The sequence below is a fragment of the Shewanella sp. 553 genome (assembly GCF_059338375.1).
Map to the genome: position 1 here is coordinate 2599898 of NZ_CM181701.1, position 18586 is coordinate 2618483.

17 protein-coding genes are annotated in these 18586 nt (G+C 44.6%); 8 read left to right on the forward strand and 9 right to left on the reverse strand.

Annotated features, from left to right (window positions below):
* Window positions 1–136: 136 nt before the first annotated feature.
* The gene (locus tag AC5YBZ_RS11565; protein WP_494523725.1) at window positions 137–1150 is read left to right on the forward strand and encodes a DUF3549 family protein; all 1014 of its coding nucleotides are present in this window, start codon (window positions 137–139) and stop codon (window positions 1148–1150) included.
* The gene (locus tag AC5YBZ_RS11570; protein ID WP_494523726.1) at window positions 1147–1536 is read left to right on the forward strand and encodes a DUF3301 domain-containing protein; all 390 of its coding nucleotides are present in this window, start codon (window positions 1147–1149) and stop codon (window positions 1534–1536) included. The genes AC5YBZ_RS11565 and AC5YBZ_RS11570 overlap by 4 nt, the downstream gene beginning before the upstream one ends.
* 1387 nt (window positions 1537–2923) lie before the next feature.
* Here the strand turns inward: AC5YBZ_RS11570 and AC5YBZ_RS11575 are convergent.
* Window positions 2924–3238: an Mpo1-like protein gene (locus AC5YBZ_RS11575; RefSeq protein ID WP_494521338.1), complete on the reverse strand. Its 315-nt coding sequence runs from the start codon at window positions 3236–3238 to the stop codon at window positions 2924–2926.
* Window positions 3231–3881 (reverse strand): GNAT family N-acetyltransferase, encoded by a 651-nt coding sequence (locus tag AC5YBZ_RS11580; protein WP_475514394.1) that lies wholly within the window; start codon window positions 3879–3881, stop codon window positions 3231–3233. The genes AC5YBZ_RS11575 and AC5YBZ_RS11580 overlap by 8 nt, the downstream gene beginning before the upstream one ends.
* A 272-nt stretch (window positions 3882–4153) precedes the next feature.
* Between AC5YBZ_RS11580 and AC5YBZ_RS11585 the strand changes: the two genes are divergently transcribed.
* A complete protein-coding gene (locus AC5YBZ_RS11585) occupies window positions 4154–4384 on the forward strand; it encodes a DUF2789 domain-containing protein (protein WP_475514395.1) in 231 nt (76 codons plus the stop codon).
* A 141-nt stretch (window positions 4385–4525) separates the two neighbouring features.
* Here the strand turns inward: AC5YBZ_RS11585 and AC5YBZ_RS11590 are convergent, their stop codons facing one another.
* Window positions 4526–4930 (reverse strand): DUF3192 domain-containing protein, encoded by a 405-nt coding sequence (locus tag AC5YBZ_RS11590; protein WP_475514396.1) that lies wholly within the window; start codon window positions 4928–4930, stop codon window positions 4526–4528.
* A gap of 115 nt (window positions 4931–5045) precedes the next feature.
* On the opposite strand from AC5YBZ_RS11590, the gene AC5YBZ_RS11595 reads away from it, so the two are divergent.
* Both AC5YBZ_RS11595 and AC5YBZ_RS11600 read left to right on the forward strand, forming a co-directional pair.
* Window positions 5046–5381, forward strand: a complete 336-nt coding sequence (locus AC5YBZ_RS11595) for a hypothetical protein (protein WP_475514397.1) — start codon at window positions 5046–5048, stop codon at window positions 5379–5381.
* Window positions 5381–6154, forward strand: coding sequence for a Zn-ribbon-containing protein (locus AC5YBZ_RS11600; protein ID WP_494542931.1), 774 nt, complete (start codon window positions 5381–5383; stop codon window positions 6152–6154). The genes AC5YBZ_RS11595 and AC5YBZ_RS11600 overlap by 1 nt, the downstream gene beginning before the upstream one ends.
* Window positions 6155–6268: 114 nt before the next feature.
* Here AC5YBZ_RS11600 and syd read toward each other — a convergent pair whose 3' ends face one another.
* Complete coding sequence (gene syd, locus AC5YBZ_RS11605) at window positions 6269–6931, reverse strand: SecY-interacting protein (RefSeq protein WP_475514399.1); 663 nt, start codon at window positions 6929–6931, stop codon at window positions 6269–6271.
* Window positions 6932–6991: 60 nt separating this feature from the next.
* On the opposite strand from syd, the gene queF reads away from it, so the two are divergent.
* Window positions 6992–7849: an NADPH-dependent 7-cyano-7-deazaguanine reductase QueF gene (queF, locus tag AC5YBZ_RS11610; RefSeq protein ID WP_494542932.1), complete on the forward strand. Its 858-nt coding sequence runs from the start codon at window positions 6992–6994 to the stop codon at window positions 7847–7849.
* A 245-nt stretch (window positions 7850–8094) separates the two neighbouring features.
* Here queF and AC5YBZ_RS11615 read toward each other — a convergent pair whose 3' ends face one another.
* The 3 genes from AC5YBZ_RS11615 to AC5YBZ_RS11625 form a co-directional block, all read right to left on the reverse strand.
* Window positions 8095–9084 carry a 4'-phosphopantetheinyl transferase family protein gene (locus AC5YBZ_RS11615; RefSeq protein ID WP_494542933.1) on the reverse strand — a complete coding sequence of 330 codons (990 nt, stop codon included), beginning with the start codon at window positions 9082–9084 and terminating at the stop codon, window positions 8095–8097.
* 385 nt (window positions 9085–9469) lie between these two features.
* On the reverse strand, window positions 9470–10663 hold the full coding sequence (hmpA, locus tag AC5YBZ_RS11620; RefSeq protein ID WP_494521333.1) for an NO-inducible flavohemoprotein: 1194 nt from the start codon (window positions 10661–10663) through the stop codon (window positions 9470–9472).
* A 213-nt stretch (window positions 10664–10876) separates the two neighbouring features.
* Window positions 10877–11233, reverse strand: a complete 357-nt coding sequence (locus AC5YBZ_RS11625) for a RidA family protein (protein ID WP_494521332.1) — start codon at window positions 11231–11233, stop codon at window positions 10877–10879.
* Window positions 11234–11471: 238 nt separating this feature from the next.
* Between AC5YBZ_RS11625 and AC5YBZ_RS11630 the strand changes: the two genes are divergently transcribed.
* Window positions 11472–11948: a cupin domain-containing protein gene (locus AC5YBZ_RS11630; RefSeq protein ID WP_494521331.1), complete on the forward strand. Its 477-nt coding sequence runs from the start codon at window positions 11472–11474 to the stop codon at window positions 11946–11948.
* A 140-nt stretch (window positions 11949–12088) separates the two neighbouring features.
* Here AC5YBZ_RS11630 and AC5YBZ_RS11635 read toward each other — a convergent pair whose 3' ends face one another.
* The gene (locus AC5YBZ_RS11635) at window positions 12089–14257 is read right to left on the reverse strand and encodes an OmcA/MtrC family decaheme c-type cytochrome (RefSeq protein WP_494521330.1); all 2169 of its coding nucleotides are present in this window, start codon (window positions 14255–14257) and stop codon (window positions 12089–12091) included.
* A gap of 1038 nt (window positions 14258–15295) precedes the next feature.
* Between AC5YBZ_RS11635 and AC5YBZ_RS11640 the strand changes: the two genes are divergently transcribed.
* Window positions 15296–16150: a PA4780 family RIO1-like protein kinase gene (locus AC5YBZ_RS11640; RefSeq protein ID WP_475514406.1), complete on the forward strand. Its 855-nt coding sequence runs from the start codon at window positions 15296–15298 to the stop codon at window positions 16148–16150.
* Between the two features lie 108 nt (window positions 16151–16258).
* Here the strand turns inward: AC5YBZ_RS11640 and fusA are convergent, their stop codons facing one another.
* Window positions 16259–18307, reverse strand: a complete 2049-nt coding sequence (gene fusA, locus AC5YBZ_RS11645; protein WP_494521329.1) for an elongation factor G — start codon at window positions 18305–18307, stop codon at window positions 16259–16261.
* Window positions 18308–18586 lie beyond the last annotated feature (279 nt).

The window sequence follows — 18586 nt, forward strand, 5'->3', positions numbered from 1 at the left end:
CATCATTGACGATGGATCTTGTCTCTAGTGACGGATATCTTGGCTATTTTGCGCCAAATTATACCATCTCGGTAGAGTTCTCCCTATAATAACGGTCATTGAAATCTAGTCCTCACATGTAACGGCATTCTAACTCATGACTGAAATCACCACTCTCACCCAATTTTTAACCACGGCCAACTCTCAATTCGAAATCTATGATCTAGGCCGCCGGGTACAACATATCGATAAGTTAGCATTTTCCCAAATTGAGCAGCTAGCAACGCCTTACCCTTCACCTATTCAAGGCCATGCTCAATTTGCATTGGTTTTTTGGGACGCATCAAAACAGTATTACATCTGGTTTTTAAAACTCCCTCTTGATGAGCGAGGCTTGCTCTCTCCTGCGCCAAGAACCCAATTTATTAGTATGGTGCTTGAGGCGTTGGGCAGCGATCCCACCCAGCCCATATCTGAAGAGCAACAAAATAGACTGGCCAATCACCCTTTCGCCTTTAAGCCTAGCGCCGAAAAGCTGGCGCTGTTTAATGCTCTAGTGAGAAAGCAGCTCGGCCAAGTGGCTTCTGCGCAATATGAATTTGCCTATCAATACCTCTCCGGCCAAGTGGATACCAGCCGCTGGCAAGATGTGGGTTTGCAAGGGATTGCCGATATTTGTGTTCACGCCGATGAACTCGATCACCAAACTCAGATTGAAAACGCTTTAGAGCACGGTGCCATAGAGGTACAAATCGCTATATGTCAGCAATTAGAACATTTAACCCTTTCTGCCGAATTTGCAGAGCGCTTACTGGAGAAACTCTATAGCGTAAAGGCTGAACATAAACTCTACTTTATGCGCGCTTTAGCATCTCAAGCTAAATATTCTCAAAAAGCCATTCACTACTTTGCTCAGCACGACCGTTTAGATAAAGAGACACTAATTACCATTGCCGCTCGCAATTGGATGGCCCTAAAAGACGATCAGACCCGCACTCTTTATCTCGAAGCCCTTGCAAAACAAGATCAACACTTCTTTAACCAAATTTTTGCTGATATCGTAGCTATTCCAGCGATTAGAGCCGAGCTATTAATGGAACTCCGTAATCCTAATCGCAGCACAGTACTGTCTGCCGCAATTGGTGGATTATTTAAGGTAACGAAAGCATGATGACAGACTTTTTATTGATTGCGGCGCTCGTGATCATTGCCGCCTTTTTCTGGCAATTAAGACAGATGGCTGAAGTAAGCCGTTTGTTTGCCAGTAGCGAATGCAAAAAACAACGAGTGCAGTTTTTGGCTATCGCCATGGAATCGGCTCGCCCCAGCATAGGCGGTAATAGTGGTCTCACATGGAAAGCTAAGTTTCTATTGGATTTTAGTACCGACGGCCTCAATCAATATCAAGCAACTATCTGGATGCATGGAAAAAAGATCCAAAAAATTCAGTGGCCAATATTTCCTGAACCCGAATGGTTAGATGCACCACAAGCCAGCGGCTCTATTGGCGGCGGTTGCGGTAGTCGTGGCGGCTGTAAACCCAATGGCTGTAAATAGCACTAAGCCTATAAAACAGGCTCAAAAAAGATAATGCGAAGCTGAACTCAATCCAGGCGATATGTGAAAGTCTCCAAAAAAAAAAGCGCGGCTCAATAAAGAGTCGCGCCTTGTGTCTTTCGCTAAGCTATCCTGCTATGCCTGTGCTCCCTGCACCATCCATGGGTTCGAATTGCTCCTTGCCTCTTCCCTGTATCCCTTGCATCCTTGTACTTGACGTACTGTCCCTTTACTTGGTCATCCTTTTACCAAGTTTGCTTACTCCTTAAGCATGTCCTTTGTCGTCCTTGTGCTTCCTTGCTACACACTCCGTGTCTACTGCCATCCTAGGCAGAGCGCGTTCATCCATGAATATTCGGCCTTCCTTAGTCTGCTTGCACTCATCCTGAGCGCTACATCCTTGCCACTCCTAGTATGCTATCAATCCTAACAGCACTGAATCATCCTGATTCATTGTCCATAAGCATTCATCCTTGAACACGATCAATTGTAAAACACCGAGAAATATTTTGACCGGTAATAACCATTAGCATTGCCATAACAAGCTATCTTAACCAGCCAAACCGTTAATAACCGTATGAAAAAATTGAAAATTAAAATCAAAGATGAGTTTTTATCTAGTGGTAACTCCCCAAAGTCTTACGCTGTTGTAAGAGATAGCTCACAAGATCACGAGCAGATGTGGGTTTATACACCAATAAATGTTAACAACATAGCAGCTGTTAACTCGAGAAGGCCAACATGCAATGACGAGAGCAGGCCTATATTTAACCAAAGAAAAAGGCGCACTAAAAAGTGCGCCTAGTATACTTTTGTTAGCCTTCCTGCTATCACACTGCTCCCTGCTTCATCCCTAATGCTGCGGCATCCTGCCAGCTCCAAACAGATCCTTTAACATCCTAGCTGTTTTTCCTGAGTTCAATTATTCCGTTTAACTGAACCGCTCATTCCATTAAGCATTGGTGCATCCAGCAAGACAATCCTTGTACTAAAGACTTAAGTCGTTATTCCTTATTGTCACATCCCATGTCACTAGAGTGCATCCTGACTCCATCCATCACCATGTCCCAAGCACTTCATCCTGAAGTCATTTAAGGTGTGACTTAAGCTCAATTCCTTAACTGCGGTTATTATAAGGCCAAGCTTTGTTCTAGCGTACGATGATAAAAACAATCATACTCAACATGCTAGGGATAACCTGCAAAAAAATATAATTTAAGCCATTGTTTTATAAAAGCTTACTATGTAAAAACCCCATAAAACACTCAATGAAAAAGTTAATCACTCACATCATTGTAAGAGATCTCTTACATCTAGATGAGAGATAAGGAGTTAACCGCCACAAAGCAATTCGCTCGATAAAAGCCATTAGCCCAAGCTATTCTTGTTATTTGGGTTTAATTTTATATAACGATTTTACCCACTGCGTAAACATCAGCCAATCTGCCAAAAAACTGTATATTGGGTGAGTAAACGTCGCGGGGCGATTATGCTCAAAAGCATAGTGTCCTAGCCAAGCTGGACCATAGCCCACAATAGGAAGCAGTAATAACACCCAAACGTTACCCAGTGAGATTGCTAAGGCGATTAATAGTAATACCAAAGTACTACCAACATAATGCAGCGCACGACACATAGGATGCTGATGTTGTGATAAATAAAACGGGTAAAAATCGCTAAAACGGTGTAAAGGCTTATTCACTTTCGGCGCTGCGATAAAATAACAGTTCGCCCTCTACACCGTCGATATCCAAGCTTTCTATTGCGGCAAACCCCAGTTTGGAAAACAGATGAGCATGTTTATCTTCGGTTACAAACACACCAATGCCATCAAGCTTTGGTTGTTCATCACACCAACTAATCACCGCCTCGACTAACCACACTCCTAAGCCTTTATTTTGTTCTGTTGGTGTCAACGCAATAAATTGCAAGATACCACAATGAGTACTGGGTAAGTGTTCTAGAATGGAGTCTTCTTTGTTCATTAACGCTTGAGTTGAGCGCCAGCCAGTACTGATTAACATTTTTAGTCGCCAATGCCAATATCGTGCTTCACCCAGAGGCACTTGCTGAGTCACAATACACACTAACCCAACAAGTCTTTGATCATCAAACAGGCCAATTAACGCTTGCTCTTCTTGCCACAATGTATGTAATTCTTCGCGAATTGCCCCGCGCAACTTTTGTTCATATTGCGCTTTGTCGCCTTGATATAAAGCGGCCATAAAAAAAGCATCATCATGGTAAGCGTTATATAAGATGGAAGCGGCGATGCGAAGATCTTCAGCGGTTAAATATACAGCCTTATAGCCATTGAGGGTCTGTATGGGGGCTTTGCTATTCATTTCTGAATGTCCAAATTAGCGGTCAACCTTTCCAATGTAACAAAAGTGTTAATTAGTGCAAAGCATAATCTTTGTCCGCCTAATCTGACTAATATCTGCATCCACTTCGAAATGTAATAAAAATTTTCAGTAGATAATTTACTGGCATACTGATTACGCGCTGCAGGCTACAGTGCATAGGGTACTGACAAACAGGTTCATAATATTTCAGTAACTTAATCATTTTGTTCCATACTCAATGAACTGATTCGATATTAATTAAGGAGCCCAAAATGGATATCACTACACCCAATCTCAATAGTTTATTTGCACAGCTAGGACTACCTAATAGCGATCAGGCGATAGCAGACTTTATTGCGCAACACAAAATGGCAGACAATATCCATATTGCTAACGCCGACTTTTGGAACCCATCTCAACGCCATTTTATTAAAGAATCACTCGAAGAAGATGCGCAGTGGACAGAGGTGATCGATCAGCTAGATGCGCAGTTAAGAGCATAAACTTGCAGGTAAAGAGTAGATAGACTTGGCTCGATATCGTATAACGAGCCAAGTGTCTAATAGTCGTTATGGCCTTTATCATTTCGCCATGTGACGTATAGCGGGATCAAGATGATTAACCCTTTAACTGAGTAGCCATGCTTAGAGGTTAGCATAGGCCGCATCGCCCCAACCAGTAACCTTGTTATCGGCTAAGACTATCGGCGTACATTCATCTTTAGTAGTCGTACCATCTCCTCTGATGCGCTGGGTACGATAATAGAGTATGGCGACCTCTTGGCCTTGTTTAACATAGGCTTCAGTAAAATCAGCCGTGCCCATTAGTGAAATCACTTGCTCTCTATTCATGCCGATGGCCAACTTCGACAAATTTTCCCGATTTTGTGCTTGCGTGGCTTGCCAGCTATGGCCCTTATCCCAGCCGCCCTCTTCGTCGCCAATATTGATCACACAACCTGACATTCCAATGGTTGATGCTGTCAAAATAATCAAACTCAGTAATTTTGTTTTCACTTTAACTCCCTGTTTATCTATTATAATCGACATTAATTACAGCAAAGTGCATGCCAAACAACTATCTATATGAATAATAATGTTTTTTATTTGGTCGGTTCTTTTAATGGATACCATAATTGCTAAAAAGTAAGGAATTTCACTCATTATGACTCCGATCGAACAGGTCGTTGCAGTGGCAAAAGCGATTGTCGACTCCGGCAAGACACCTAGTCTGGCACTGATAAAATCAAAGCTGGGAAACGCATTGCCTATGCCAGTGCTCATTCAAGGCATACAACGTTTTAAGGCGTTATCTAAGGAAGAAGTGGCGGCGCTTGATGCAAGCTATCACCTGCCCGCCGTGGTAGAGCAGTCCGCCAGTGCCGAGACCGCCTTAGCGCAATTGCAGCAACAAGTGCATGCCTTAACACAACAGCAACAGGAGTTAATCAATAGGATCTCCGCCCTAGAAGCCAAACTCACACAGCGAGATAACCATTAATGCACGTCGTGGAATTAAGATTTGAATGCTTCGATAACACCACCATCACCGCAGCAGAACAGGCTATCAATGGGCTTCTCGAAGCTTACCGTGCTAACGGCCAAGTCCTTGGGCGCGAATTTGCCGTGGCATTTAATGACGGGGAATTTCGCGTACGTCTGCTGATGCCAGAAAAAAGCAGCCTAGCAAAACGCTATAATAGCCCATGGGTCGAGCACGCCTTAGCTCAGCTGACCGAAGCAAAACTGTTGCACCCTCGCGAAAAGTATATCGGCCAAGATATCAATTCAGAAGTGACCAGTACAGAGACGCCCAGTTGGCAGCTAATTTACACCAGTTACGTGCATATGTGCTCCCCACTTCGCAACGGTGATACCTTACAACCTATCCCGCTATACCAGATCCCAGCCACCTTTAATGGCGATCATAAACGTATCATTAAATGGCAAACTGAATGGCAAGCCTGTGATGAACTGCAGATGGCTGCGGCCACCAAAGCCGAATTTGCCGCACTTGAAGAGTTAACCTCGAGCGACAGCGACCTGTTTAGACGAGGTTGGGATCTGCGCGGCCGCGTTGAATACATAACACACATCCCCACCTACTATTACTTATATCGCGTTGGGGGCGAAAGTTTAGCGTCTGAGCAACACCGGCCATGCCCGCGCTGTGGCAATCAAGACTGGTTACTCGATGAGCCCTTATTAGATATGTTCCACTTTCGGTGTGATGACTGCCGTATTGTCTCTAACATCTCATGGGATCACCTTTAACTATTTAAAAAATAGCTTTAGTGAACTCACCTCAACAGGCTCATCAATGGGGCATACATTGATGAGCCAGATTGACTTAGCAGTACTGTTAACGTTAGCCTGCAACATAAACCTTTAGCTTTTACCTCTGAGATTGGCCCACATGGTTTTAATCCGCTGCCATATCCCCGGATGGTCAAGCTCGGGCAGAGACTCTTCAATATGCTTAACCGGCGGGCATACTCTGGGAGATAACGCATCGATAAACTCATTTAAACTCTCGGCTAACCGTTGATGAGGCACCTGCCCAGGGATCTCCAGCCAGACACTGCCGTCATTATTATCGACCACCAACATCTGATCGCCTTCGTTAAGCACACCAATAAACCAGGTGGGACTCTGTTTCAATTTTTGCTTCATCATTAAATGCCCAATCAAGTTTTGCTGTAAATATTCAAAATCTTGATGGTTCCACACCTGTAGCAGTTCGCCTTGCCCCCAGGCAGAATCAAACATTAACGGCGCCGCATAGTAAGCCCCATAAAAGGCATTTATGCTGTGATGCAGGCTCAACTCTAAGGCATGTTCAATATTATTAAAGCCGCCGGGGGATTGCCGCTCAACAGCCAGCCAACGCACAGCAACCTCTGGACGATTCACCACATGGGCTTTATCTTCGCTTAAAATGCACTCAGAATCTTCACCTTCAGGGTAATATCTAGGCGGTTCAGCTAGCTTTTCAATATAACTTTGGTGGTAAACGTCAAAAAAATTATCTAAAGCAGGTAAAGAAGACACTTAGCAGCAGTCCAAAATTTGAGTATAATGTAAGGCTATTTTGACATGGAAATCCACTCGATGACACCAGTTCATGACCCATACAGTGATGCTCCCGCCCTTGCAGAATTAACCTTAGGTAAATCGACGGGCTACCAAGCACAGTACGATGCCAATTTATTACAGGGCGTGCCGCGTAAACTTAATCGTGATGCCATTGATTTAGGCCATCAATTGCCATTTCATGGGGCCGATATTTGGACAGGTTATGAACTTTCATGGCTCAATGCCAAAGGTAAACCCATGGTTGCCATTGCCGAGTTCTGCTTAGATGTGAATAGCGCCAACTTAATCGAATCTAAGTCGTTCAAGCTGTACCTCAATAGTTTTAACCAAACTAAATTCAACAGCATTGAACAGGTGCAGCAGACATTAACTGACGATCTTTGCGCATGTGCTCAAGGAGAAATCTCGGTTAAAATTATCGAGCCAAAGCACTTTGGTAGCCAAAGAATCGTTGAGCTTCCCGGTACCTGCATCGATGATTTAGATATCGAAGTCGATGATTATGATTTTAGCAGCGACTACCTTATCGACAGCACCGATGACAAAAGTATTGTCGCAGAAACCTTGACCTCAAACTTGCTCAAGTCCAACTGTTTAATCACCTCACAACCGGACTGGGGCACAGTGATGATTCGCTATCAAGGCCCTAAGATTGATCGTGAAAAACTGCTGCGTTATTTGATTTCGTTTCGTCAACACAACGAGTTTCATGAACAGTGCGTCGAGCGTATTTTTGTGGATCTCAAAAAGTTATGCCACTGCGCTAAATTAACCGTTTATGCTCGCTATACTCGCCGAGGTGGGCTCGACATTAACCCTTATCGCAGCGACTTTGAAAATCCACCCGAGAGCCATCGCCTCGCGCGCCAATAGTCACTAAGGCGTTTGCCAGCAAAAGCAAACGGCTAATAACCGCGCCTTGATTATGCAATGATTTAATTACAAAAAGATTTGTTATATAAAAGTCAATCGCACAAAAAGCCCGTATGCCTAACGGGCTTTTTAATGTTTCACACAAGTACACTTGGCACCCAGACAGGCACAATCATTAGCGACAGAATTCACTCACATAGCCAATACCACCGCACTGAAACACAGACTCCCCCAAGATAAACAACCTAGCAATAGCGTAATAATTGCAGCACATTCAACTGCATTGCCCGTAGCGTCAGTTTATCTTCGTCCTCAGGTTTAGCTTCTTGAGTCTCGGCGCGCTCAAGGCTCAATGCAAAGCGGTACTGAGCATCAAGGTGGCCTAACACCAACTGCCAACTGTCGCTCGACCGTTTCCCCTGCTCATCATGAAACGACAAGGTAATATTGCGCTCAATCTGAGCTTGCATCCCCTCACGTAAAGCACGGCTTGCACACGCTTGATTATCGACTTGAGGGTGACAGTCTGACGCTGAGATCTGCTGGTAAGCAACTATCTGTATATTTTCAGTTTGAGTAACCCTTGGTAGCGAAGTTGATTCAGCATTCATAACATCATCATGCTGTCGCGAGTCAAAGGCAAAACTAAAGGATTTAAGTGATAATGCTAGCCCCAAGCCCTTAGCCTTGATATATGACTCTTTAAGCGCCCACAGATCGAAAAAGCGGGCTCGTTGCTGCGCCAGCGGTAAATCCAGTAGGCTATCGGTTTCATCACGAGTGAAATAATGATTTAAAATAGGGTAGATATTGGTGCTCTCACGTTGGCGCTCAATATCAACCCCAAGCGAGAGCCAGTGGTTAGCATGAGCGATGGCCACCAGCAGATAATCGCCACTGTGGCTGATATTGAACAATAACGGACAACGGGCGAAACAAGCCGCGGACAACACAGGCTTACCTTTATCAAGGTAAGTAAACTCCCATTGCGAAGGAGCAATTTCAACTCCCATGTCACGGGCGTACAGCGACAATATAGCGCGTAAATAACTGCGTACCAGTAAGCCTTTCACGCGCGCATCAGGCTGTATAAAGCGGTCGGCTTTGGCTTGCTCGTCATCAGGTAGCCAAAAGCGCAATTGCTGCAACTGTGTTTGCCTTACCCCTTGAGGCGCCAAATCACAAAAATAGAGGGTCACTGCCGATAAAGGCTGAGATAAAGCAAATGCGGACACGATAGCAAACACCATGAGAGAACATATGCCCTAGTATAACCTCCTCCGGTGGCATTAATCGCGATGAGTTTGCAGCAAAAAGCACTAATTAAGGATTAAGCACACCGAAAGGTTAATACGTTTAACTTCCCCTTGCCTTCATCTCCCTCGTGTTCTCGATGCTCTACATTAAGCGGCGGTATAAACGCTGTATAAACTCAGTGGCGGGTTAACATGAGTGATGGGATAAAAATAAGTAATGAGATAAAACAAATGGCGCTCTTAAGCAAGATTAAGCGAAAGCGACGCTCCCCTATACGTGACGGGACCAGCGCCGTGTATTCAACGTGCTGGGCCCTTTATTTTTCTAGCCTATTTTTTATCTAGCCAATCGAGCAGCGATTAATTACAAGCTTTGATGCGGGCCAAAGACCTCGTAATGCAACTGACTAGGCGCTATGCCAAGTGCTAACAATTGTCGCTTTACCTCAGCCATAAAGGGCACAGGCCCACAAAAATAGTACTGCGCATGAGGGAGTAATCTGCCTGCAACCTTGTCCAACTCGATAGTACCAGTAAACTGATAATCCTCACCGATACGGTCATCACTGCTTGGCTCGCGATACCAGGTATAGGCCGCTAAAGGCTCATAACTAGCCGCTTTTTGCTTAATATCTGACTTAAAACCATGAAACGCCCCAAATTCACAGGCATGTAACCAAGTGATGTCGCTGTGATGCTCAGAGCCCATCAACTGATTAAGCATGCTCATCATTGGGGTCAGTCCCACACCCGCTGAAATCAACACCGCTGGCGTGTCATCATCGACCGCCAGCACAAAGTCTCCCGCGGGTGGGATCACCGCCAGTTCATCACCCACATTAAAGCCATCATGCAGTTTAGATGAGACTAAGCCACCCACTTCACGCTTAACACTGATCCGATAGCTACTGCCATTGGGGGCATCTGACAACGAATACTGGCGAATTTCTTGTTGCTCAAAATCGCTATCTTGTACCTGCACACTTAAATATTGCCCTGGTACAAAATCCATAACCGCTTGGCCATCATTTGGAGTGAGAACAAATGAAGTGATCACCTCAGACTCTTGCTGCTTGGCGGTAATCGTAAAAGCCCGCGTCCCTTTCCAGCCACCTGCTTGCTCGGCACGAGTTTGATAAAGCTGACTCTCACGGCCAATAAAAATATCGGCTAATACCCCATAAGCACGACCCCATGCATCGAGTACTTCATCGGTTACTGCCTCGCCGCCCAACTCTTTTAGCGTGGCTAACAGATGATGCCCAACAACTTGGTACTGCTCTGGTTGGATTAAAAAGCCGGTATGTTTTTGCGCGATGCGCTCCACTGCGCTGCTGAGCACTGCTAAATTATCGATATTTTTCGCATAAGCCGCAACCGCATTAAATAGCGCGACTGGCTGACCACCATTATGTTGATTGGCTAAGTTAAATGTATCTTTTAATTCAGGATTGTGCTCAAACATACGCTGGTAAAAATGGCTGGTTAACGCGGGGCCCGCAGACTCTAATAGCGGAATCGTGCTTTTGACGATTTGAATAGTTTGCTTATCTAACATAGTGCGACACCTTTAACATGTAAATAATATATATTTTTACGGATAATAAAGATGTATTTGATTTAGATCAATGTTTTTAAACAACCTCGACAAAGTAAGTTAAACTTATCGCGCTAAAATGCCATCAAGGCGCCACGACTTAATAAGATAGAACACCAAGGATGTCGACAAACAGAGCGCTGCTAATCGACACCGTCGCACACAGTAACCTTGCTAAACGGCAGCGACAAAAGCAATTTCAACCAAATAGTTAGGGTCGGCAAGCTCAGCCTTTATACAGGCTCGACTTGGCGCACACCCTGCGGGTAACCAGGCATCCCACAGTGCATTAAAGGTGGGGAGGTAAGTAAAGTCTGTAATATAAATCGTTGCCGACAGTAAACGCGAATGATCGCTGTTAATGTGCGCCAATGTCGCTTCTGCTTGAGCAAAGATCTGTGACACCTGGCCTGCAATATCCGCGTCGGTATCGGCTGCAATTTCCACAAAATGACCAATACCGTTATACACAGTGGCATCTGACCAACGTGTTGTGGGATTGAGGCGTTCAATTTTCATACTCTGTGTCATTAATAACTCCTTTAATCGATTATTAGCTCGCTATGGTAATGTCATTAACTGACTTGGGCTAGCGGCCGTATAAAAATAGCGCCTTAAGTAACATCAAAGCGGGATTGGCTTTGACAAGTATTTTAAGAGCGCGTTTAATGGCGCAGTACAAGCATACCTCATAAGCAAATGGCATGACTCATGCCACTAACACACGCTATGCCCTCTACATAATTTAGACATTTAATAGGTACTTTACATGCAAACAGCCGATGACTTTATTCAACAACTCGAACTCGAACAACATGTTGAAGGTGGTTACTATCGATCCTCTTTTCGCTCACAAAGTGATTTCGATGCCACGCGCTCACTGTGGAGCAGCATCTACTTTTTATTGCGTACTGGTGAGGTGTCGCATTTTCATCGCTTAACCTCTGATGAGATGTGGTATTTCCATGCAGGGCAGTCATTAACTATCTATATGATTGATGAACAAGGTGAATTAACCACGGCCCAGTTAGGTCTCGACATCGCCGCGGGTGAACGTCCACAATTTTTAGTACCCAAAGGCTGCATTTTCGGCTCGGCGATGAACCAGCCCGGGTTTTCACTGGTCGGTTGCATGGTTTCACCTGGGTTTACTTTCGATAATTTTGAGTTGTTTAGTCAACAAACCCTACTCGCCCAATACCCGCAGCACCAAACCATTATTGAGCGCCTGAGTCGCCCTGAATAACACAGTGCTAAACAGATAAGCCCACATACTGCACAGATAAAAAGACCCGAGAATATCGGGTCTTTTACTTTAATTACCATCAAACTTTGCAGGGAAATGATGTTACTGCATCAGGGCAAAGCATAACCTTGCCCTACCCACTAAAACTGATGCGACTCAGCTAACTTGTTGGTTGAGTGACACACAGAGCACGACTCTCTAGGCAAATTAACATCGACCACGACATCACCGTCAAATGTAGCATTGCTACTGTCGACTTTGACTTCAAAAGTGGCGCCGTTACTTTGCATATGGGCCTTCAATGAATCCCCACCGTAAGGGCCATGACATGACCAGCAGGTTGCTGCAGCTGGGCTGGTGGCAAAGAAATCAGCGTTATCAACATAATCGTGGCGAGTGATCAGCGCATTCGCTTTTTCAATCTCAGTTAGGCTTGCACTGCCATCCACATGGCACTGGGCACAATCGTTTAGCCTTGCTGGATACTTAAATTGGCGTTTGGCACCCTCTTCCAGTTTCTGCTCATCGCGGTTTTGTGCGTGTAAAGCATGCACAAAGGTATTCCAAGAGATATGGTTTAATACCGTATCTTTCGGCGCAACTTGCTCAGCCATATGGTACTTATCCCACTCGGCGTTACCTAAGTTATGACAAGCTACACATTGCTGCTCTAGATCATTACGACGGCCATGATACCCATAAGCTTGGTCGCCATGACACGAAGCACATAAGGCATTATCGACCACTTGACGGCGCGGCGTATCGCTCAGTCCGGCTAACGTAAAGAAACTTGAGCTTGAACGCAAACGCTCAGTCAAGGCCCCATCAGCATCAGGCTGACCTGTTTTCTCATCGGCTTTCAACGTCGTTTCGATGGCTAAAATACCCGTTTGGCTATCGGTACTATTAGGAATGATGAGTCCTGTACTACCTTTGCTCAAATCATCCACTAAATCCCCAGATATTACATAGGTATATTCACCTGTCGCTGGATCGCCACTGATGGGATCGACGCCAACAAACTTGTAGTTAATCGCATGGTTGGCCATACGGCTCAAGCCACCATCTGGTTTAGTTTCTGTGGTCAAAGTGCGGTAACCCGCTTCCATGTCCCATGCCACTGTAGCGCGCATGTCCGCAAAGAAACCTGCATCTTTAGGTGACACAGCTAAAGGCTTACCAGCATGGTCTAACACTTTAATGGTGAAAGTAATTTCAGCCGTTTCGTAGGTATTACCATTACGCATAGATGTTACTGGTGCCAGCGAAACTTGGGTGACATCGACACTATATGCATCACGCGCAGTTTTTTTAGCGTCTTGTTTAACCAGATGCATTTCAGCCACATCATGACAACTAGCACAACTTAATGGCAAATCACTGCCATGCTTAAGTGTGTCCGCACTGTGACAACTCAAACAGGCCTTATCATTAGCGGTTTTACTGAGCCATTCATCACCATTAAGCAATGTGTCGTTATTTTCGGTGACGTGACAGCTAGTACAATCATAAGAACTGGCGACTAGATTATTAGGTAACCCACTGTGCCAACGGTGAGCCCGCTCAACAATAGTCCCCTTACCGTCTTTTTCGCCAGTGGTATGACAGGTGGTACACGCTTCAACGTTGTTGCCATAATGCGGTGAACGATAATAGCTATCGTAACGTGCATAAGCGATATCGGTATGACAGGCATTACAACTTTCGGTACTCACCATAGCGCGAGTCAAGGTGACTGCAGAGCCGTCGATCATAAAATCAACTTCTTGCATAATATCTTGCACGCTACCAATTCCAGGAATACCGTTATAGGCTTGTACGCGTACCATAAAGCGTTGTGGCGCTGTTTCATCAAATACATAAGACTTATCGGTAAAATCTAACTCGCCGATTTTGGTGGTACTCACCACGGTATAAGTACCGTCTTTATGATCGGTTAAGCAACTATCTGCTTCGGTTGTACAGGTTTCATAGCCAAGTCCCTGTCGTTCGCTGTAGCCCTGCTCACTCTGAACCAATTGCGAACTCAAGAAACGTACCGAGGGCACACCAACAACAGGCAAGCCCTGTTCATTAGTCACTTTAAATGTGGCAGAACGCACCCCATCGGCATCGAAGCCATAAGTGATATATTCTAAGCTTAATGACTCGGCTGAAGTCGCGATAACAATGCCATTCTCACCGTCACTACCATCACTGCCGTTAGTCCCGTCTTGACCATCTTTACCATCATTGCCATCGCTGCAACCCATCGCTAGGCCAGCAATTACTAAGCCACAAATAATCGACTTATTAAATGACTCACTCATAGTCTCTCCCATTTATGTTTAAAACATAGAAAATTTATTATTTTATTTAAGTTGGTACTTAATCATTACCTGCTAATTATTTAAATACTGTTAAATACAACTAACGACTTAAATTGAAACAAATGTAAAGATTAAGTGAATCAACCGTACTAAGCCAACCTTAATTTAAAATGAATTAACATTTATCATACCAAGTTAAATGCAATACCGTGATCAACTTAAAAATTATCAATAACAACCACCACATTTAAATTTTTCACAAAAAAAATAATAAAAGCCCTGATTTTAATTTATAATAAATATCTATAAGACCTTGGTAGCAAGCTCTATGTAAAAATAGAACAGATAAAAAATGACATATCAATACGTGGATAAAAATAGCAACACCACAAAACAAAATCCAAATAAAAACGATTAAATACAGCGCTTTAAATGAAAAACATAAGAATAGCTATATTAAAACAAGCAAGCCCCCCTGAACTCAACTAATAACAAAGAGAACTCATCAAGAAGAATTAAATTGAGCGACAAAAAATAGTAAAGAACAATAAAAACAACTTGAAAATTGATAACTTAACAATAAATAATTTTATGACGGATAAATTAACAATGAGGAAATTAGCAATAAAAACCTGACGATAATGACTTTACCCTCAAAAAAATAACTAACATATAAAACTGTAAATAAAAATCAATACCAAATAAAAAGCCTCATTTAAACAACATTAAAAACCTACAAACCACTAAAATCACATTGTCGCTATTAACATATGTCACCTACCATATGCTAATACCATCAAAACGAATAAGGAGTGTTCGAAAGTTCATAAAAGTGAACATGATAATAATTACGTCAATAGCGTAAAGCTTACAGACATGATTAATCAGAATGAAATCGATGCCCCTTACTAGCGTTAACAAAATCGCCCATTATTGATAACCAAAACAGGTAACAAACATTCCCCCTTATTGGCCACTATCGGCTTATTTACTGGTGTAGAGGTACCATCCGAGGCTGAAGTAAGGTATAACGACGCAATGAAAACTCCCAAACGCATACAACCACTCGTTGATGACGGTCTCGTCGACGAAGTCATCAGTCAATTGATGAGCGGTAAAGAAGCCACTGTCTACATCGTTCGCTGTGGGACAGAGATCCGCTGCGCCAAAGTCTATAAAGAAGCAACTCAACGTAGTTTCAAAAAAGCGGCGCAATATCAAGAAGGTAGAAAGAGTCGAAATAGCCGTCGCAGCCGTGCAATGGAAAAAGGCTCAAGCTATGGACGCGAGCAACAAGAGCAAGCCTGGCAAAATGCCGAGGTTGATGCCCTGTATAAATGTGCCGCCGCCGATATTAGAGTTCCCACTCCCTTTGGCTGTTTCGATGGTGTGTTATTAATGGAACTCATCACGGATGCCAATGGGGATGTGGCGCCGCGTCTCAATGATGTGATGCTAACCCCCGAGCAGGCAATAAAAGATCACGACACCATGATGGGTTACATCACCCGCATGTTGTGTGCTGGCATAGTCCATGGTGATCTATCCGAGTTTAATGTATTACTGGATGCCACAGGTCCTGTGATCATCGACCTGCCCCAAGCAGTTGATGCCTCAGCCAATAATAACGCCAAAGCCATGCTCGCTCGTGATGTTAACAACATGACAGGCTACTACTCTCAATTTGCCCCCGAGCTAAAACAAACCAAATACGCCAAAGAGATGTGGGCCCTGTATGAAAAAGCTAAATTGACCCCTGACACCCAGTTAACCGGTCAATTTGCAGAAGATACCCATACTGCTGACGTCCATTCAGTGCTCGAAGAGATCCAAGCTGCCTTTGAAGAGGAACAAGAAAAACACGAGCGTATAAGAGAAGCTAACGAGCTGTGATGAGGCAAAGTTAAAGAATAAGGCGTTAGTAATAACGCCTTATCTCATCACAGGATCTCCATTAACCCCACCGTAAAAACCATGCTCCAACACAACCAATAGGCTTAACTAATCACGCTTGGCACCAGCCACCAATTCCCGCTGTATATGCTCTGGTACCACATCATAACGACTAAAGCTGACTGAAAATTGCCCATCACCACCAGTAAGCGATTTAAGCCGAGTGGAATAATCATCCACCGTGGCCAGAGGTGCTTCTACTGCCACCTCGACCTTGTTGTTATCGAGTGCTTGCGTGCCACAAATAATGCCGCGATTGGCACTGATATCACCGGTGATATCGCCGACGTGCTCTTGCGCTACTTGCACTTTCATCTCCACTATCGGCTCTAAAATAACCGGACTGGCTGCTTGGACCGCTTCAATAAAAGCCTTTTTGCCGGCCATGACGAAAGCGATCTCTTTCGAGTCAACACTATGATGCTTACCGTCAAGTAGCGACACGCGCACATCTTGCAAAGGGTAACCCGCCAAGACGCCGCTACTCATCGCTTCTTTTACCCCTTTTTCCACCGCCGGAATGTATTGGCTAGGCACGGCGCCACCCACCACTTTACTGACAAATTCAAATCCTGTACCACGGGGCAAGGGCTCAATGGCCAGCATCACTTCACCAAATTGGCCAGAACCACCGGACTGCTTTTTGTGGCGATAACGCGCCTGCGCTGTCGATGTCACGGTTTCACGATAGGCAACGGCGGGCACATCGGTATCCATATCGACATTAAACAGGTCGTGGGCTTTTTCGAGCGCGATTTGCAAATGTAAATCGCCTTGCCCTTGCAAAATGGTCTGGCCTTCGGCTTCATTCTTGGCGATCTGTAAACTGGGATCTTCCACCACCAACTTATGCAACACCTCGGCAATTTTTTGTTCATCACCGCGACGCTTGGCCGACACCGCTAGGCCAAAGATAGGCTCAGGCAGATGCAATTCCGGCATGCGAAATTCATCCTCATCATGGCTGTCATGTAAAACCGCCCCCACCATCAATTCATCGACTTTAGACACAGCGCAGATATCACCAGGGATAGCCGAGGTCACTGCGATCTGTTTATCCCCTTGTAACTTAAATAAGTTACTGACTTTGAAAGGTTTGCGCCCATCACCAATAAAGAGCTTCATGCCTAATTGAATCGTACCTTGGTGCACTCTAAACACGCCCATCCGACCAAAGAAAGGATCGATCGCGACCCGAAATACATGAGCAAGTACATGATCATCGGCAGCTTGCGTGACCTCTACAGGCTTAGTTTTGTCGGCAAATCCTTTTAAAAACTGCGGTGGATTGGCTTCCAGCGGATTAGGGCATAGCTTAATGATCAGTTCGAGTAGCTCGGTAATACCGATCTCAGTTTCGGCGCTAGTAAAACAGATAGGCACTAAATGCCCCCGTCGCAATGCCATTTCTAACGGCCCATGCAACTGCTCGGGAGTTAACGTCTCTCCCTGCTCTAAATAGAGTGCCATTAACTCATCATCTTCTTCCAATACCGTATCAATCAGCTCATCACGGGCACTGGCAATATCATGAAATAGCGCTTCACCTTGCAGCTGTGGTTCGGGATGCAGATAACAATCAATCACCTTATCAAGATCTGTATTAGGTAAATTAACCGGTAAACACCCTTGGCCCCACTTAGTTTGAATATCGTCTAACAAGGCAGCAAGTTTATCGCCATTACCATCAATATGATTAACGACGATAAGTACCACTTTGCCCTGAGCCCTTGCGGCTTCAAAGGCACGTTGGGTGATGGTTTCAATCCCTGTGATGGCGTTAATCACCAACAACACAGTCTCGACGCCTGGCAGAGGTAATAGTGCTCGTCCAAAAAAGTCAGGAAGACCTGGGGTGTCGATAAAGTTGATGTGCTGATTGTCAATGTCGAGATAGAGAAAGGAGGGTTCGAGGCTGTGGCGATGATCTTTTTCTTGGGCAGTGAAATCGGCATGATTTGTGCCCTTATCCACCCTGCCTTTTTGAGGGAACGCTTTACCCTTAAACAGTAATGCCTCGAGCAGTGATGATTTACCTGCCCCCGTGTGTCCGAGCACCGCTAGGTTACGGATCTGCTCCGTCATGAACTCAGCCATATAGGCCTCCTTTTGTTAATGTTATCCCGATACAACCGCGCGATGGTGTGATCATGGGGTACACGCAAAAAGTGGAGACTGCATCGATGCTACTGCCACCCTAATGTGATCATTGCTAACGATTTGTTAACCAGTATAGGCGTCTCAGGCACAGTAACTTTTGATCGAGATCACGGATTGATAAACACTCAAGAGTGATCCATACGGGAGCCTCTCAAGACTGATGTTGAGCGCACATGAGTACGCTAAAACAGTACTCATACGAGACTTTTAAGTCCC

What these genes read in the sequence shown, in the direction of transcription:
- AC5YBZ_RS11565 (WP_494523725.1), top strand. Translation starts at nt 137, where the DNA reads ATGACTGAAATCACCACTCTCACCCAATTTTTAACCACGGCCAACTCT.
- AC5YBZ_RS11570 (WP_494523726.1), top strand. Translation starts at nt 1,147, where the DNA reads ATGATGACAGACTTTTTATTGATTGCGGCGCTCGTGATCATTGCCGCC.
- AC5YBZ_RS11580 (WP_475514394.1), bottom strand. Translation starts at nt 3,881, where the DNA reads ATGAATAGCAAAGCCCCCATACAGACCCTCAATGGCTATAAGGCTGTA.
- AC5YBZ_RS11585 (WP_475514395.1), top strand. Translation starts at nt 4,154, where the DNA reads ATGGATATCACTACACCCAATCTCAATAGTTTATTTGCACAGCTAGGA.
- AC5YBZ_RS11590 (WP_475514396.1), bottom strand. Translation starts at nt 4,930, where the DNA reads ATGTCGATTATAATAGATAAACAGGGAGTTAAAGTGAAAACAAAATTA.
- AC5YBZ_RS11595 (WP_475514397.1), top strand. Translation starts at nt 5,046, where the DNA reads ATGACTCCGATCGAACAGGTCGTTGCAGTGGCAAAAGCGATTGTCGAC.
- AC5YBZ_RS11600 (WP_494542931.1), top strand. Translation starts at nt 5,381, where the DNA reads ATGCACGTCGTGGAATTAAGATTTGAATGCTTCGATAACACCACCATC.
- queF (WP_494542932.1), top strand. Translation starts at nt 6,992, where the DNA reads ATGACACCAGTTCATGACCCATACAGTGATGCTCCCGCCCTTGCAGAA.
- hmpA (WP_494521333.1), bottom strand. Translation starts at nt 10,663, where the DNA reads ATGTTAGATAAGCAAACTATTCAAATCGTCAAAAGCACGATTCCGCTA.
- AC5YBZ_RS11625 (WP_494521332.1), bottom strand. Translation starts at nt 11,233, where the DNA reads ATGACACAGAGTATGAAAATTGAACGCCTCAATCCCACAACACGTTGG.
- AC5YBZ_RS11630 (WP_494521331.1), top strand. Translation starts at nt 11,472, where the DNA reads ATGCAAACAGCCGATGACTTTATTCAACAACTCGAACTCGAACAACAT.
- AC5YBZ_RS11635 (WP_494521330.1), bottom strand. Translation starts at nt 14,257, where the DNA reads ATGAGTGAGTCATTTAATAAGTCGATTATTTGTGGCTTAGTAATTGCT.
- AC5YBZ_RS11640 (WP_475514406.1), top strand. Translation starts at nt 15,296, where the DNA reads ATGAAAACTCCCAAACGCATACAACCACTCGTTGATGACGGTCTCGTC.
- fusA (WP_494521329.1), bottom strand. Translation starts at nt 18,307, where the DNA reads ATGGCTGAGTTCATGACGGAGCAGATCCGTAACCTAGCGGTGCTCGGA.